This is a genomic window from Streptomyces viridochromogenes DSM 40736 (assembly GCF_000158955.1).
Lineage (GTDB): Bacteria > Actinomycetota > Actinomycetes > Streptomycetales > Streptomycetaceae > Streptomyces > Streptomyces venetus.
The window spans coordinates 1-14,991 of sequence record NZ_GG657757.1 but is presented as its reverse complement, the minus strand read 5'-3'; the positions used below and the strand labels follow the sequence as shown (position 1 = coordinate 14,991).

General features: G+C 69.9%; 17 protein-coding genes and 2 pseudogenes. 15 read left to right on the top strand and 4 right to left on the bottom strand.

Annotation, left to right across the window (positions count from 1 at the left end):
- Positions 1-27 precede the first annotated feature (27 nt).
- From SSQG_RS00075 to SSQG_RS42305, 5 genes are all read left to right on the top strand, one after another.
- A complete protein-coding gene (locus SSQG_RS00075) occupies positions 28-786 on the top strand; it encodes an IclR family transcriptional regulator (protein WP_158680952.1) in 759 nt (252 codons plus the stop codon).
- Between the two features lie 93 nt (positions 787-879).
- Positions 880-1,137, top strand: coding sequence for a hypothetical protein (locus tag SSQG_RS00070; protein WP_106434129.1), 258 nt, complete (start codon positions 880-882; stop codon positions 1,135-1,137).
- Positions 1,134-1,505: a hypothetical protein gene (locus SSQG_RS00065; protein ID WP_003987581.1), complete on the top strand. Its 372-nt coding sequence runs from the start codon at positions 1,134-1,136 to the stop codon at positions 1,503-1,505. Before SSQG_RS00070 ends, SSQG_RS00065 begins: the two co-directional genes overlap by 4 nt.
- A 173-nt stretch (positions 1,506-1,678) precedes the next feature.
- Complete coding sequence (locus SSQG_RS40800; protein ID WP_338117235.1) at positions 1,679-1,960, top strand: bifunctional DNA primase/polymerase; 282 nt, start codon at positions 1,679-1,681, stop codon at positions 1,958-1,960.
- Between the two features lie 21 nt (positions 1,961-1,981).
- Positions 1,982-2,551, top strand: coding sequence for a helix-turn-helix domain containing protein (locus tag SSQG_RS42305; RefSeq protein WP_078506742.1), 570 nt, complete (start codon positions 1,982-1,984; stop codon positions 2,549-2,551).
- Between the two features lie 30 nt (positions 2,552-2,581).
- Here SSQG_RS42305 and SSQG_RS00055 read toward each other — a convergent pair whose 3' ends face one another.
- The gene (locus SSQG_RS00055; RefSeq protein WP_003987579.1) at positions 2,582-3,160 is read right to left on the bottom strand and encodes a hypothetical protein; all 579 of its coding nucleotides are present in this window, start codon (positions 3,158-3,160) and stop codon (positions 2,582-2,584) included.
- A 307-nt stretch (positions 3,161-3,467) separates the two neighbouring features.
- Here SSQG_RS00055 and SSQG_RS00050 point away from each other — a divergent pair, with 307 nt between their 5' ends.
- The 6 genes and pseudogenes from SSQG_RS00050 (at position 3,468) to SSQG_RS42045 (ending at position 9,018) form a co-directional block, all read left to right on the top strand.
- Positions 3,468-4,232, top strand: a complete 765-nt coding sequence (locus SSQG_RS00050; protein WP_003987578.1) for a hypothetical protein — start codon at positions 3,468-3,470, stop codon at positions 4,230-4,232.
- Positions 4,233-4,250: 18 nt separating this feature from the next.
- Positions 4,251-5,006: a DEAD/DEAH box helicase family protein gene (locus tag SSQG_RS42300; protein ID WP_244298992.1), complete on the top strand. Its 756-nt coding sequence runs from the start codon at positions 4,251-4,253 to the stop codon at positions 5,004-5,006.
- Positions 5,007-5,201: 195 nt separating this feature from the next.
- Positions 5,202-5,966 (top strand): annotated as a pseudogene (locus SSQG_RS43820) (helicase-related protein); the annotation flags it as partial.
- 780 nt (positions 5,967-6,746) lie between these two features.
- Positions 6,747-6,932 carry a hypothetical protein gene (locus SSQG_RS00040; RefSeq protein ID WP_003987576.1) on the top strand — a complete coding sequence of 62 codons (186 nt, stop codon included), beginning with the start codon at positions 6,747-6,749 and terminating at the stop codon, positions 6,930-6,932.
- A 200-nt stretch (positions 6,933-7,132) separates the two neighbouring features.
- Positions 7,133-7,867, top strand: a complete 735-nt coding sequence (locus SSQG_RS00035) for a hypothetical protein (protein WP_039931655.1) — start codon at positions 7,133-7,135, stop codon at positions 7,865-7,867.
- 374 nt (positions 7,868-8,241) lie between these two features.
- Complete coding sequence (locus SSQG_RS42045) at positions 8,242-9,018, top strand: hypothetical protein (RefSeq protein WP_208865611.1); 777 nt, start codon at positions 8,242-8,244, stop codon at positions 9,016-9,018.
- Between the two features lie 107 nt (positions 9,019-9,125).
- Here the strand turns inward: SSQG_RS42045 and SSQG_RS42285 are convergent.
- Both SSQG_RS42285 and SSQG_RS00025 read right to left on the bottom strand, forming a co-directional pair.
- A pseudogene (locus SSQG_RS42285) lies at positions 9,126-9,340 on the bottom strand (DUF6207 family protein).
- A 118-nt stretch (positions 9,341-9,458) separates the two neighbouring features.
- Positions 9,459-10,757: a competence protein CoiA family protein gene (locus tag SSQG_RS00025; protein ID WP_003987573.1), complete on the bottom strand. Its 1,299-nt coding sequence runs from the start codon at positions 10,755-10,757 to the stop codon at positions 9,459-9,461.
- A 251-nt stretch (positions 10,758-11,008) separates the two neighbouring features.
- Here SSQG_RS00025 and SSQG_RS00020 point away from each other — a divergent pair, with 251 nt between their 5' ends.
- Together SSQG_RS00020 and SSQG_RS00015 are read left to right on the top strand one after the other, a co-directional pair.
- A complete protein-coding gene (locus SSQG_RS00020; protein ID WP_003987572.1) occupies positions 11,009-11,710 on the top strand; it encodes a hypothetical protein in 702 nt (233 codons plus the stop codon).
- 162 nt (positions 11,711-11,872) lie between these two features.
- Entirely contained in the window at positions 11,873-12,163 is a 291-nt protein-coding gene (locus SSQG_RS00015; protein WP_003987571.1) for a hypothetical protein, read from the top strand.
- A 211-nt stretch (positions 12,164-12,374) separates the two neighbouring features.
- Here SSQG_RS00015 and SSQG_RS00010 read toward each other — a convergent pair whose 3' ends face one another.
- Complete coding sequence (locus tag SSQG_RS00010) at positions 12,375-12,830, bottom strand: hypothetical protein (RefSeq protein WP_003987569.1); 456 nt, start codon at positions 12,828-12,830, stop codon at positions 12,375-12,377.
- A 287-nt stretch (positions 12,831-13,117) separates the two neighbouring features.
- On the opposite strand from SSQG_RS00010, the gene SSQG_RS41230 reads away from it, so the two are divergent.
- Both SSQG_RS41230 and SSQG_RS00005 read left to right on the top strand, forming a co-directional pair.
- Complete coding sequence (locus SSQG_RS41230; protein WP_158680940.1) at positions 13,118-13,321, top strand: hypothetical protein; 204 nt, start codon at positions 13,118-13,120, stop codon at positions 13,319-13,321.
- A 111-nt stretch (positions 13,322-13,432) separates the two neighbouring features.
- Positions 13,433-14,917, top strand: coding sequence for an NF041680 family putative transposase (locus SSQG_RS00005; RefSeq protein ID WP_003987568.1), 1,485 nt, complete (start codon positions 13,433-13,435; stop codon positions 14,915-14,917).
- Positions 14,918-14,991 lie beyond the last annotated feature (74 nt).

The following is a 14,991-nucleotide window of genomic DNA, read 5'->3' as shown; positions in this document are numbered from 1 at the left end:
CAGGGCGGAACCGCTCACGCACGAGTGGTGGAGGCCTTCACGTACCTGCCTGGCCCCGATCACGGCCCGAGCGAGATCGCAGCGGCTACGGGCCTTTCTCCCACGGTGGTCTACCGCATCGTGCAGTCGGGCATCCCCGTAGGCCTGTTCGTCCGCGGGCCGGCCGGCCGATACTGGCTCGGGCCCGGAGCGGCACAAGTCGGGATGCGCGCGATGGCGGCGGCCGCACTCGAACCCGGCGCGGCCCGTCCGATCCTCGACCGCCTCAGCCGCGCCCTCAACGGGCTCTCACTGCTATGGGTTCTTTCCGCGCATGGGCCTGGACGTGTGGTTGCCGAGGCCGCAGGGCGTTACGGCTTCGACGCCCTGGGCCTGAGTATCGGCGACTTCATCCGGCTGGGCAGCACGCTGCGTACTGGTGCATCCGGGCGCGCGATCGCGGCGCATCTGCCGTCTCACATGGTCGACGCCATCGCGGCGGAGCCGCTGCCCCCCTCCGCAGGCCCGGGTGTTCTCCGGGCGCCACGCGACTTCCGTTCGGCTCTGGAGGATGTCCGTCAGGCCGGCTATGCCGTGGGCCGTGAGGAGATGCCCGGCTGGCCCGAGGTCGCAGCACCGGTCATGTGGGGTGACGTCGTTTACGGGGCCGTCGCCGTACTGGTGCCCGCTCCTTTGATGCCGCGGGACCTGGCGGCTCCGGTCGCGCTGACGACGTCGGCCGCTGGCAAGATCACCCGCCTCATGTCACGTGGCCATGGCACCGCCTCCCTGTTGCCTCACGGGTAGCTGGCAGCGAGCACGGGGAGCGTCCGCCAGGGCTGGCGCCACCGCTGAAAATCGCCTCTCGAACCCGTGCTACCACCCTGCTACCATCAAGGGGTGACTTCCACCAACAAACAGACCCAGGTCCGGCTGAAGGAGGATGTGCTGGCAGCCGGAAAGGCCGCTGCGGCCGCCCGCCATCTGGACTTCAACAAGTACGTGGAGCGGCTCATCATCGAGGACACCACCGGCGCCCGCGCTGCCGGCATGGCGGCCGCCCAGCGGCTCATCGATCAGCACGGCGCCTTCCTCGACGACCTCGAACAGCAGCTCGACGCCCCGTACGCCGACCCGCAGCCCGGCGCCGCCGCGTGATCCTGCACGTCGACGAATCCTGGATCCTCGAAACAGCGGAGCGTGCCGGGCAACGCGACCCAGCCGCCGACGACTACGGCGTGCCCATCGCCGCGGTCGCCCGCCACCGCGGCGAACTCCTCGACACCCCCGTCTACGACGGCCCCTATGCCCGCGCCGCCGCCCTAGTGCACACCCTGGGCCGCTGCCGCTGGCTGGAACGCTCCAACCTCACCGTCGCCTGCGCCGTCGCCGTCATGTACCTCGAAGCCAGCAACATCCCCGTTAACCCCACCCGCGAACAACTCACAGCACTCGCCCACGAGCTGAACAACCCGCGCTGCACCGCCGACCGGATCGCCTCCTTCCTGCGCACCTGGAAGCCCTGATCCCGAAGCGCGCAACTGCGCGCCTCGTCCACCAGCTAAGGCCGGCCGAGCCCGGGTTATCCGTTCTCGCCGTCGGGCACTCGAACGTGATGTCTGCTCGTTGGCCGCCTTCTCTACGCCCTTTAGTCTGTGTCCGTCGTTGAGCCGCGTCGGTCGCTGATTGAGGGTAGAAGATGCCTGCTGAGCTGCAGCTTCCTCGCAGCGACTCAACAGAGCCGCCCCCCCCCGTAGGCCTTCAGTCGGCATGCCCACGCACCGGCCGACTGCCCCTGCCCCGCGCGGGCCGCTGGTGCCACAGCTTCCACGCGGCGACTCTCAATGAGGGCTGCATACAGCGGTGGTGGGGACAGCACCCCGAGTACGGCATTGGAGTCTCCTGCGGCCCGGCTGGCCTGGTGGTCATCGACATCGGCGCTCACGGCTCTGAACTTCCCGTACAGGACCGCACCCGATGACACCAGCACCCTGCGCGTGGCATCCCCTCTGGAGGGGCGGCCTTCGTCCCCGCCCTTCCCCAGGTCCTGGCCGCCCTCGAGACCGGCGGCATCACCGACCTGCCCGAACTCGCCGCCATCGCAGCCCGACACACCAGGCGGCGCACCACCGCCTCCGGCGCCCGCGCCCGCGTACGCACCAAGGCCGTCCTCATCACCCCCACCGGCACCGGAACCGGTCGCGCCGGTGCCCAGGCCATCGCCTCCGGCTCCGCCCGCCTGCGCCCCCTGATCGCCGAAGCCGCCCGCCGCGGTCTGCGCCTGGCCTTCACCGTCCGCCTCGCCAAAACCGGCTACCTGCACCCCTCCGGCAGCCGCACCGACTCACCCGGCATCCGCCGCGACGTCACCCAGCGCGCCGACCACACCGAGGAACGCTCCTACGGATCCGCCCAGACCGGCGGCTTCGACGCCACCGACGTCGCCCGCCGCGTCGACGCCGCGGCCGGCGACGTCACCGCAGCCGTGCACCAGTGGCTGGTCGAGACCGGGCGCATCCGCCCAGACGCCCACATCACCCACCTGGAGATCCGCACCTGGGGCCCCCGCTGACGAGGCCCGCACAGTCCACCCCGGCGCACTTCAGCGATCGGCGGCCTCAGGCTGAACCTCGGCTTCGGGCGCAGCGGCCGGATCCGAGGCAGGAGCGGCGTAGAAGACGGACCTGCCCTGCTTGGAGCGCTCCGCCTGGCTCTTGGCCACCAGCCCCTCAAGCGTGACGCGCACGACCTTGGCCGCGATGTCACGGTCGGGGTGGGCCTGGCCGAGCGCTGTGGAAATCTCTGCTGCGGAGCGCGGTTCATTCTGCTCGGCAAGGTGGTGGCGAAGGAGCTCCACCAGCGTGGGCTGAGCCGTGTTCGCAGAACTCGCCGCCTTGGCTGCGGGCTTCTTCGCCGTCTTCTTTGCCGGCGCTGCGGTGGACGTGCGCGCCTTCTGCTTCCCGCCGGGCGCGGCGTCGGCCTTCCTTCGCCGGGGAGAGGGAACCGTGGTCTGAGGCTCGACTGCAGGCTCCACCGGGGCCGTCGGGATGCCGAGGACCTGCCGCATGTTCACCAGCACGGCGTGGTCATCCTTGAGGGAAGCAAGCTGCTCCTGCAGGGAGGCGATTTCCGCACCGATACGTTCCTGCTCCTTGAGGTTGGTCTCGAGATCGCCGGTCACCCGGGCGATGTCTCAATGTACGCGGCCCATACGCTGTTAGTACGCGATAGGTGCGTTTCAGGGGGAGGGTAAGGGACGTGTTCGAGGGGGAGCGGGTGGCGGCAGCAAGTGACGGCTGGGCGGGCCTGGGCTGGGACTGGACGGATGCCGACGACATCCGTCGGCGCCTGGAGCAGGGAGCTGATCCGAAGAACTGGAACGGGAAGCCAGGCCCCATGCATCGGGGCAACGGGTGGTTCGGCTCCCCGGAAGGCTGTAACGGAACTTGCCCCGCCGCGTAGCGGAATGTGACCACCTGGAGAACGGGGTGACGGCACTGTGGGAAGCCGTCCTGTCCCGCAAGCCGGCCAACGCACGGGCGCTCGCCGCCGCCGGGGCCGATCCCTGGCGGCTGTCGCTCGGCGGCTGGTCGCCGGGGCGGCTGAGCCTGGCCGGACCGACGCCCGAGCTGTTCCCGGTGCCGGAAGGGGTGTCCCTGAGTGACACCGAGCGGGCGGCGGCGCAGGAGGCCCACCGGCTCACCGCGTCATTGGGCGAGTTCTACTACGACGGCACGGGCCTGGCCTGCGTGTCCGGCATCGACGCGGCCGAGGCAGTGCGCCGTCTTCAAGCGACGCCGGTGGTGGACGACGGCCTCCTCGACGTGCTGAACGAACTGCTGGAAGACCCTTACGCCTACGACATGGACGAAAGCCTGCACATCGTGGGCGTGACGTCCGTGCCGGGCGGCTGTGTGGTCACCCAGCCCTGGGGATACGCGCCGCAGATGCCGGGCGTGCTGGCCCGGTTGTCCGCCGGCACCGCCTGCTACGGCCTCTACGCCAATCCCAAGAGCGGCAACCAGGGCAGCATCGCCCGGCATGGAACGGTCGAGGGCTCAGACCTGCACCCCGGCGGAGGACCGGACGAGAACGACACCTCCGCGCAGGTGCTGGCCTCGTACCTCTACCAGCACGACGCCGTCGCCTACGCCTGCGCCTTCGCAGGCCTGCGCCCGACCGACAGGCGCGCCGTGACCGGACCGCCCGATGTGTGGGTCGAACTGCCCCGCCGCGACTACTGGAGTCACTGACTCGAAAGAAGAGCTGACATGACTGTGGTGGAACTGCCGCGCCCCGGCCGCCCCGAGCCCGCGCGGCTCTTTCCCGACCAGGCCGAAGCGGTCAAGCGGCTGGCCGGGCACCTGCGGCGCCCCGGGACGCGAGGGCTTCTCGTGGCAGCGACGGGCACCGGTAAGACGGTAGTGTCGATCCGGGTGGCGGACGAACTCGACGCCAAACTCGTGCTGTTCGTCGTGCCCACGCTGGACTTGGCAGCCCAGACCGCTCTGGCGTGGCGCCGAGACGGTCACGGCGAGCACATGGTGATCGCCTCCTCGATGGACACCGCCGGCCACGAGGATCTCGCGGCCGCACGCGTCGGCTCGACCACCAACCCGCACACACTGGCCGCCCTGATGTCGGTCGTGGGGGAGGAGCAGGACCAGATCCCGGCGTTGACGGTGATCTGCACCTACGACTCCCTGGACAAAATCGAGCAGACCCGCAGCACGAAGTACACCGTGCCACCGTTCGACCTGGCCATCATGGACGAGGCGCACCGAATCGGGGGCCGGGCCGACAAGAAGTGGGCGATCGTCAACGACGCGCAGCGGATCCGCGCGGACCGCCGCCTCTACATGACCGCCACCCCCAGGATCTTCGCCGCGCCGGAGCTGGCGGACTCCGCCGACCTCACCCGCCCCCGCCGCCACCACCGCGGCGCCGCGGACGGGGACGCCTTCGCCAACAGCATGGACAACGAGGCCGTCTACGGCAAGAAGATCTTCGAGTGCCCCCTCGCGTAGGCAGTGGCCGACGGCCGCGCGGCGGACTACCGCATCGTGGTGCCCACCCTCACCGACGCCGACCTGCGCCGCCGCCTCAACCTGCCCTCCTCGAGCAGCGCCCCCGCTGCCTTCCGGCCCGGCGACAGCACCGGTGACCAGGAGCAGGACAGCGCGCTGCGCACCACCGCCCTGCACCTGTCCGTCCTGCGCGCGATGAGCGAACACGGCCTGAAGAAGGTGCTGGTCTTTTTCAACCTGGTCTCCGACGCCCGCCGCTTCGCCCGCGAACTCCCCCACACCCTGCGCCTGCTGCGCCAGACGGACCCCGACCAGTTCCCCGGCATCACTCCGGACGTGTTCTTCGTCCACGGCGAGCACACCTCCGCCCAGCGCGCCGACACCTTCGCCCGCTTCGCCGCCGCCGACTGCGCGATCCTCGCCAACGCCCGCGTGATCGCGGAAGGCGTCGACATCCCCAGCGTCGACGGCGTTGGCTTGGCCGACCCCACCCGCAGCGCCATCCGCTGCGCCCAGGCCCTGGGCCGCGCGCTGCGCAAGGACGTATCCGGCAAGACCGCGAGCCTGATCGTGCCCGTCTACGTCCCGCCCGGCGCCGACGGCGAGAACATCCTCGGCACCGCCTACGAACCGGTCTGGGCGATCGCCTGCGCACTGGCCAGCCACGACCACCGCATCATCGAACGCCTCCCGGACAAAGCCAACCGCCTGCCGAAGGAGACCAACGACGTCATCCAGCGCCGCTGGTACTTCGACTTCACCGTCCACCCCGAACGCATCGCCCAAGCGATGGATCTGGCGTCCTTCGACCCCCGCGACCCGGCCGTCTCCCGCTCCCGCCGCCTGGGGCTGGCAGCCGCCCAGTCCTACCGCGACGAACACGGCCACCTCGACGTCCCCGCCGACTACACCGACCCCACCGGCTACCGGCTCGGCACCTTCATCACCACCATGCGCGACGCCCGGACCGCCGGCCGCCTCGAAGCCGACTGGACCGCCGAACTCGACGCTCTCGGCATGATCTGGGACAAGCACGACGCCGTCTGGCGCGCCCGCCTCGCCGCCCCCGCCACCACTCCCGTCGGCGCCTGGCTCGCCGAACAACGCCACCTCGCCACCAAGAACACCCTCGATGCCGCCCGTGCCGACGCCCTCACCGCCCTTGCCCCCCGACTGGCGCCTTCCCCACGGCGCGGACTGGCAACGCAAATACCACCTGCTGCGCGCCCACCTCGCCTCCGGCGCCGACCCGGCCGCCCTCACCCGCGAGACCCTCCTGGCAGGGGTGAAGATCGGCTCCTGGCTCCACCGCCAACTGACCACCTGGCCCTCCCTCCACCCCGGCCAGCAGCACCTGATGACGGCTCTCGGCCTCACCCCCGACACCAACCCACTCGCCCCGGCCCGCCGCGCCCGCCGCACCTTCGAACAGACCGTCCAGCTCCTGGAACTCTTCCTCCACCGCGAAGGCCGCGCCCCCACAGCCCGCGAGACCATCCGCGTCGACGGCGACACCGTCAACCTCGGCGCCTGGCTCGCCAAAGCCCGCACCAAGCACCGCTCCGGCCAGCTCCCCGAAGCTCACGCACACCTGATCGCCACACTCTTCGACGGCGACTGGACCACCGAAGCCGCCCCCCCCGCCGTCCTGACCTGACCACCGCCTCCCACGCGCCGTGACCGGGGCCCGTAAGCTGCGCCGGTCCGGCGTACCGCACGCTGAAGGGAAACCGCCCCACCGTGTTCCAGCAGACCCCCGTCTATGACCGCCTCGTCGCCGAACGCGGCGACATCCCCGTCCAGGTCCGCGGGGAAGCCGACCGGATCCACCGCGACCTGGCCCAGGTCCTGCGCCAGACGTCCACTCCCTGGTCGAGCACCCCGCCAAGCGTCTTCGAACCGAAGCAGCCTCCCCGCCCTCTGTAGGCACGCAGCCATTGCCGCTGTCCGGAGCTGTGCGGCCAGACAGCAGGTCCAGGTGGTCACCCAGCCCGCCCCTCCTCGTTGAAGAAGGGGACAGCAAGGGCCGAAGACAGAAGGGCGGGTGGCGACGTGACACAGCCGGCACCGCACCGGCAACCGTTGTGGCGGCGCTACCAGGAGCCGGACGACCGGGGCTTGATCACGTGTGCGACGGAGTACGCCTGATCACCGATCCCGGGCCCGATGATCCGGGGCAGACCATCGCTCTGGCGATCGTGGGAGCCGAAACGGCCGAAGGACTTGCTGCCGCCCTGGACGACGAATGGGCCCTGTACACGCCGCAGCAGGCCGCCGTGACGGCCTCCGCTCTCTTCGCCCAGATCGCTGCGGCGGGCGCGGCGCTGGAGGAGCTGAGCGACCACCTGGACGCCATGGCCGAGCGCGGGGAGATCACCGTCCCCGACTACGACGGGGCAGGGGAAGCCGAGCGCCTGTGCACCGCCCAGAGCGTCCTCGGCGCGGCAGGACAGGAAGCCTTTGGCGCCATCGACGCGCGCGACTGCGACGGGGCCGTTGACATCCTGGCCACCACTTCCTACACCGGAGCGTTGCCCGGCAGCACTCACGAGACGTACATCCAGCTGGCAGCCCTGCTGGACGACGCCGAACTCATCCCCGCATGTCGACCGCCCGCCGAAGAGGTCTGTGCAGCCCAGGACTACGAAGACGGCTGCGGCTGCCACATCGAACTGACCGACCACGACGGCATCGTGTGGGACTTCCACCGCTCGGACGGCACCTGGTACGTCATGCCCCTGGCCGACGCCACACCCAGCGGCCACCCTCTCACCGGAAGGGAACTGTCCATGACACAGACGTGCCCTCATCCCCAGCATCTTGCGCTACTGGTCCAGCAGACCCTGGCCGGCACTGTCTGACAACGCACCCCCTACCGCGTTGTGCCACCGCCTTCTGCGCCCGGACCGTCCAGCTCGACCGGTGCCTGTGAGGACGTGCGGGTCGGGACGCTGCCGGGGGATGCCTGGGCGGGTCCGTTCCGGACACGGCCGACGGGCGGCTGCGTACCCATGCTCCGGTCGGGGGCACGCGGTGCATACGTCGGCCCGGTGGCACGGCCCGGGACCGGCGCCGGACGTCCCGGCCAGGAAGGAGGGGGGCGGCGATCTCGCGGACGTCGAGCCGCGCATCGCATGTGGGCCTCCGTGCAGGGCGTGCCCGAGGAGCTGGTGCCCGCCGGGTGAGGTTGGCGGAACTCCTATGCGGACGGGCCGCGGTTGGAAGACTCTTGGTTATGAGCAACACGACTACTGCGGGCGTGCAGCCGTACCCTCCAGGCACGCGGTGGATCTTCCGATCCAAGAACGGGTACGTCCACACCGAGGAGCTGGCGCTGTCCTGGCTCGTCGGGCGCGCCGGGCCGATCTGTGAGGACCCCTCGGCGGAAGGGCAGCCGGCGGACGTCCTGTGGCGCTACTGGGCAAAGGACGCCAACCACTATCACGAGCGGTGGCCGGAGGCGTTCCGGCCGGGCGAGGTGCACATCTCCTGGCGGGTGGTCTCGCCGACGCCCGACAGTGGGGTGTTCGAGGGGGCGCCCTACACCCGCGACCCGCGTCATCTGCCGCGCCAGTCCCAGGTGGACGAGGAGCAGGACGACTTCCTGGCCCACTACTCGTTCCCGACGCACGCCGTTTCCGGGGAGCGCCTGAACTGGCTGCGGCTGCCCGTGCTGGACCGGGCGTGGCGCGAGGACCGGGAGGACGTCGGCGGCTTCGTCCAGGAGGCGTCCGGGTGGAAGCCGTCGCCGCTCCAGCTGGCCATGGACGTCGTACAGGTGGCGCGGTGCTCGGGGCTGTGGACTCCAGAGCTGGCGCTGATGAGCGGGGACTTGGACGACGGTGAGCAGTACGAGCTGGGCAACTGGCTGGCCGAGCACCGGGAAGACATGGACAGCGACGTGTTCGACGCGCTGTACGCGAAGCTCGGCAAGCACCACCAGCGCGACTTGGACGCCTCCATCTCGGACTGGGCCGACAGCGCCGTGGGCGATGCGAGTTGGAGGGGCTGACCTGCCGGAAGACAGTGCGTCTTCGCCACGGGTCAGCCGACGGTGAGTTGGAGGCGCTGTACCGGGTGAGCTCGGCCAGCTCAGGTTCTCGCAGCCGGCTTCGGGCCTCACAGCTGTGATCCGAGCTCCTGGCGGACATCGAGGTAGCAGCGCAGCCGTAGACCCGGCTCGCCTGGCACTCGAATCGCCGGTCCGCCGACGCGGTCGGCCAGCGCCCGGCAAGCAGCGCCTGAACGGTGAACGCGGTCTGGTGGTCACACGCTGCGACGTCGACGACGGCCAGGCCCGGCTGCGCCACGTGCGCTTCGCTGATCGGCTTCATGCCCGGCACGACGCGGCCGTGCTCCTGCAAGTTCCCGCCCGCTGGCACGTTCACTCGACCGAGTAGGCCATCACCGGCACCGAGCCCGCCGCACCCCGCCTCTGCGGTCGATAGGAGCTCACCCGCCCGAACCTGATGGGTTTCGCGTCAGCGTCGTGGTCCGGGGGCCGACCCGTTCGTAGGCGCAGTGCTTGGTGACCGGGTTCAGGACGGCGACTTTCAGCGGGCTCTGAGCGGCCTCCTCGATAGGCAAGAGCCAGGCCTGGCCGGGGACCAGGATGGTCAGGTCCGCAGGCCACTGGGCGAGCGCTGAGGGGTCCGGGCACGCCACACCGGCCAGCTGGAACGCTGACCCTTCGCGCGGCCGGCTGTAGAGGAGCAGCCCGTTGCCATGGGCGGGGCTCTGCTCACCGCATGCCACGGACTTGCCGGAGGCGGAGCAGACCAACTGCATGAACGCGGGCCACAGTGCAGCCTTGATGCCCGCGTGCTCGAAGAAGGCCGCCAACCGCTCCTGCTCCGCCTGCTGCTCCTCGTGCGCCTGTTCCTCGGCGGCCAGCCGACGGTCCTCGGCAGCCAGTCTGCGCTGCTCCGCGGCCAGTCGGGCTCGCTCGGTGGCAGCAGCCTGCTCCTGTGCGGCCTGTCGGCGTTGCGCGGTGGCAGCCGCCTGATGGACAGCTTCGGCATCGGCCTCCAGCCGGGCCCGGGCGATGGCCAGGTGGACGTAGGAGCGGGCGGTCCACCACACCGTCCCGTCCGGGCCGGTATGGGCATGGACCCGTCCCTGGAGAATCCACCGGATCGCATCGTCCAGGGAGCAGCTGATGTGGGTCCACGCTGCTTTCGTCTTCACCGTGCGTGGCGCGGCCCAGGTGTAGCGCGCCATGCCATAGCGCACCGTCCATGCGTCCCCGCGGTTCCTGGGAGGCGCTAACCGCAGGGAGGGCACGCCGCGCTCCCACGGCCGCTTCTCCAACGAGATCCAGCACACCGCCACACCGTCCACCGCGTAGCGGTCCGTCCGCATCCGCGCGTCCTGCGGCGTCATGGGCGACAACTGCGCCTCCAGCGCCATGAACGGCCGGTCCTGCTCATCGAAGACCAGCACGTCGGCACGCCAGGTCCGGGCCTGATTGCCGACCTCCAGCTCAGCTCTGAAACCCGCCGCCCGGGCGGCGGTGGCCAGCTCCAGCTTCAGCAGGTGATGCTCCGGCGACTCGTTCGCCAGCGCGCAGTCGCGCGGCCGCACCTGGTGGTAGAAGTGCCTGGCACGGTGCGGGGAGACGCGCGCGAACACCCTTCCCCGGCACTCCGGACACGCAAGCTCCAGCCCTTTCACGCGGTGGACGTCCGCCCAGGACCGGCCACACCCAAGATCGTCCAGCGACGCATCCAGCCGGCCCCAGCCCGCATGCACAGCGGTGTACCCCAATCAGCCCCCTCCCGCGTGGCCCGAGAAGGACAGCATCCCCTCGTTCCGGGACGGCGATACACCGGATGAGGACGGCGCGGCTCCCGCCGGGCGGGTCCAGTCTCTCCCCACGACCGACTCGACCCGGTGGGGGTGCCCACGTTTCACAGAGGGGACGGCCCGGTCCGGCCCATGAGCTGTCCCAAGGACCCCGCCCCGCCGCTCGCTGCGCCTCACCGCCCAGAGCTGTGCCCGCCGTGATTGCCATCGCCGCCCACAGCCGAGATGCAGTCAGATCGGCTCCCGACCGCACCACCAACTCACCGCTGTCAAGCCAGGGATACGGTGGCCGGGTGAACGGATCGAACGCACCGGCCGACTCAGCGCCCACCTGGCGGCCCGACGTGCCGGGTGCCTTGCTGTCCCTTCTGGGAACCGATGAGAGGGCCGTCGCGTTTTTTGCCGGCGTCGCGGATCTCGACGCGACGGACCCGGACTCTCACGAGTTGGAAGAGGGGGTCCGGCTCGCCTCCGGGGCCCGGCTGGAGCAGTTCGCGCGTGCCGGGTCGGGGGACGCGTTCTGTTTCGTCGGCGAGGGCGGTGAGGAACGCCCCGTGGTGTACGTGGGCCTTGACGGCGAGGCCGGCCTGCTCGCGCTCGGACTGCCGGAGTTGGTGCAGCTGTGTCTCGTGGCGCCGTGGTGGCGAGACGCTCCAGGCCGGACGCCCGAAGAACTCCAGGTGGTCGCCGACGAGTATCGGGAGGACCTGCCCGACTTCGCACGGCGACGGGACCGTGCGGCCCGGGCGCTCGGTATCGACCTGGATGAACTGCCATCCGAGGCGACGGTCCTGGCCCGGCTCGTGGAGCGCTCCCGGGGACCGGTAGCAGCGGCTTGCCTCGTCGTCGGGTACGAGGGCGATCCGCTCGACCCCCTTTTCAACACCGCCTGCCCCTGATTGACCGGCCACCGGGTCCGGCAGGCCCCCGGCTGGTGCGGGGGTGGTCGACGCCCCCGGCGCGCCAGACGCCGGTGGGTGATCTTCGCTGTGACGTACAGGTCGCGCGGGCCTATTGATCGTTTCGGCGACAGCCCGCTGCGACGCTCGTAGGATGCCTAAATGCCCAAGCCGTTACGGATGAGCCGCCGCCTGTGGGTTGCCGTGTGGGCGGTGCTGTGCGTGGCCGGTATCGCTGCCACCGCCGCACTGAACGCCTTTCCGGCGCCTGACCCGCAGCCCGAGAAGCCCGTCAGTGCCGAGTGCGCCGAGTACATCGCGGACATCGAGGCGCAGTTGGCCAAGGCCAAGAGGGAAGGCAACGAGGACGGCGTGCTGGCCTTCACTCGATCCCGGGTCGGCGCGGACGACTGCAGCGATGAAGTTCTCGACCACTTCAGCGGCGACCGGTGAGCCGCCGTACAGGGCTCGTCGCGATGGCGGGGCTGATCTGTGCCGGTGCGGTGGCGTTCATCGCCGTGAGCGCCGAGAGGGATCCACAGCCCCCTCCGCCGCGGGTGTACTCCTCCTGCCTGGCGGCCGACACCAAGCCGATGCCTGTGGGCGATGACCCGTGCGACGGCCGTTGAAGAAGCACTGAGCTTTTTCTTTAACCTCCCGCGTTTCAACGGAGGTGTGGTTGTTGATACACCAAGACTGGAACGTGGGGAGCAAAGGAATCGACTGCGGCTTGGAGGCGGTGGGGGTCGAGACGCCAGAAGTTGATGGGCCGGCTCGCGCGGAGAAGCTCGTACTCGACGTGGGGCACGGTGCGAGCTGCCTGTGCGGGAGTCATCTTGCGGTTCGCCCCCGGCAGTTCCGGGGCTCCCGCCCGGCGGTGGACGCCGACGTAGTCCATTGAGGGACCAGCCATGCGCTGCTGCCACACGACTACCGATGTGATGTCCTCCCACGGCACGAACGCCGTCTGAGCTTTATAGCGGGCTGGCGCACCGCCGAGCAGAATGCCCGTGCTGTCGACGCAGAACGCGACCAGGCGCTTCCAGCCCACGCCGGCGAGGAGTTGGAAGGGCGTGCGGGTGAAGTACGCCTCGTAGACGGCGGGATGTGGATCAGCCATGGTCAGAGACTAGCGGGACGGCCCTGCCCGCCCCGCCGCCCCTGCCGGCTGGTTCGCGAAACTAATCGCGCCTTGAGGCGGGGAGGCGTTCTTGTTCCTGGTCGGACTCCTGCTGATCTTCCCCAGCAAGGCCGACCAGCGCCGGTTCGAGAACGCAGCCAACATCATGAGAATGCGATCCGGCACAGCGCCCCCTCGCCCTGAGCTTGTTCTTAAGGTACGGCCGACCTTGAAGGTTGGCCGTATTGAAGCTCGTCCCCGGAGGGCTGCTTCGGCACCATGATCGTGTGACGAACAACGAGGAAGCCCGAGTACCGTCCATCAGCACAGGGCTTGTTGCAGGCATGCTGATCGGCATTCCAGTTGGGCTCGTGCTCGGGCTGGCTGTTTTCGACAGCATGGCGATGGGCTTGGTGCTCGGCGGTGGTGCAGGCGGAGTCCTTGGTGTCACTTTCCGCGCGTCGCGGCGCTCGCAGCGCCAGTCCCCGTGAGGACTCCGCATGGCTGCTCAGCTCGATCCGTAGCTCCGGCGCCGAACGGCATCTCGAACTGGGTCGCTCACCTGGGTATTCTCCGGACGCTGAGGCGGCCTTCGCCTGATCATGTGCTCCGACCAAGGTGCACTAATCAGAACGAAGGCCGTGAGGGTGAGTCTGCTGCCTGAAGCTGTTCCAGGAGAAGCGTTCGCGGAAGCGTCACGCTTCCGGGCCGAGTTGTACGAGTGTCTGACCGTCCGGGGCGATGAGCTGTTCGAGCTGGTGGACGCGGTGTTGTGTGCGCCGGGTGCCGTGCACTCGGCGGTGGAGCTGACGCTGCTGCCCGAGCACCGCCGTGGGCACGGCGCGATGTACGACGGCCTCAATCAGGGCGGGATCGACACCGGCCGACTGCGCTCGCTGCTGGCCGGGCTTCCGCTGCCCCGGTTTCCGGACGGGCGGCTGGTCCTGGCCGTGGACGTCTCTCCATGGCTGCGTTCGGACGCGCCCTGCTCTCCCGAGCGGCTGTTCTGCCATGTCTACGGCCGGGCGAAGACCGCCTCGCAGTTCATCCCCGGCTGGCCGTACTCCTTCGTCGCGGTGCTGGAGATGGGCGCCACCTCCTGGACTCAGGTCCTGGACGCGGTCCGCCTCGGCCCGGCCGATGACGCCACTGCGGTCACGGCCGCCCAGCTCCGCGATGTCGTCGAACGGCTCATCGCCGCAGGCCAGTGGCAACCCGGCGAGCCGGACATCGTCATCGTCACGGACGCCGGATACGACGTCACCCGCCTGGCCTGGGTCCTGCAAGACCTGCCCGTTGAGCTGGTCGGGCGGGTCCGCGGCGACCGCGTGATGCGGCTACCGAAGCCGCCCCGGATCTACGACCCCAAGGGCGGCCGGCCACCGAAGCACGGTCCGGAGTTCCGCTTCGCCAGGCCGGAGACCTGGCCCGAACCAGCGGTCACCACACGCACCGCCACGGCGAACTACGGCAAGGCCGTCACCCAGGCATGGGACCGCGTGCACCCGCGGCTGACCCACCGGGCCGCCTGGCTCGACCACGAAGGCGAACTCCCACTGATCGAAGGCACGTTGGTCCGCCTGGAGGTCGAGCACCTGTCGAAAGGCCGGGCGGCTCCAGCGGTGTGGTTGTGGTCCTCCAAGACCGGTGCCACCGACGCGGACGTCGACCGGGCCTGGCAGGCCTTCCTCCGCCGGTTCGACCTGGAGCACACGTTCCGCCTGTTCAAGCAGACCCTCGGCTGGACGAAGCCCCAGCTGCGAGAACCGGAAGCCGCCGACCGGTGGACCTGGTTGATCATCGCCGCCTACACCCAGCTCCGGCTCGCCCGCCCACTGACCCAGGATTTGCGGCACCCGTGGGAGAAGCCAGCCGCACCGAATCGGATCACCCCCGCCCGGGTCCGCCGGACCTTTCGGAACCTCCGCCAGCACATGCCCTGCCCCGCCAGAGCGCCGAAACCCTACCGGCCCGGCCCCGGACGGCCACCCGGCACGAAGAACAGACACCGGGCACCCCGCTACGACGTGGGCAAAACCGTCCGCCGCAAGAAGACTCTTATCGCCCTACAATGGTTGAAGAGTTAAAGAACAAGCTAAGTTCGGGGCCCGGCTTAAGGGGATCGCAGCGTCCAAGACGCAGCGATACCACCGTGACGCGG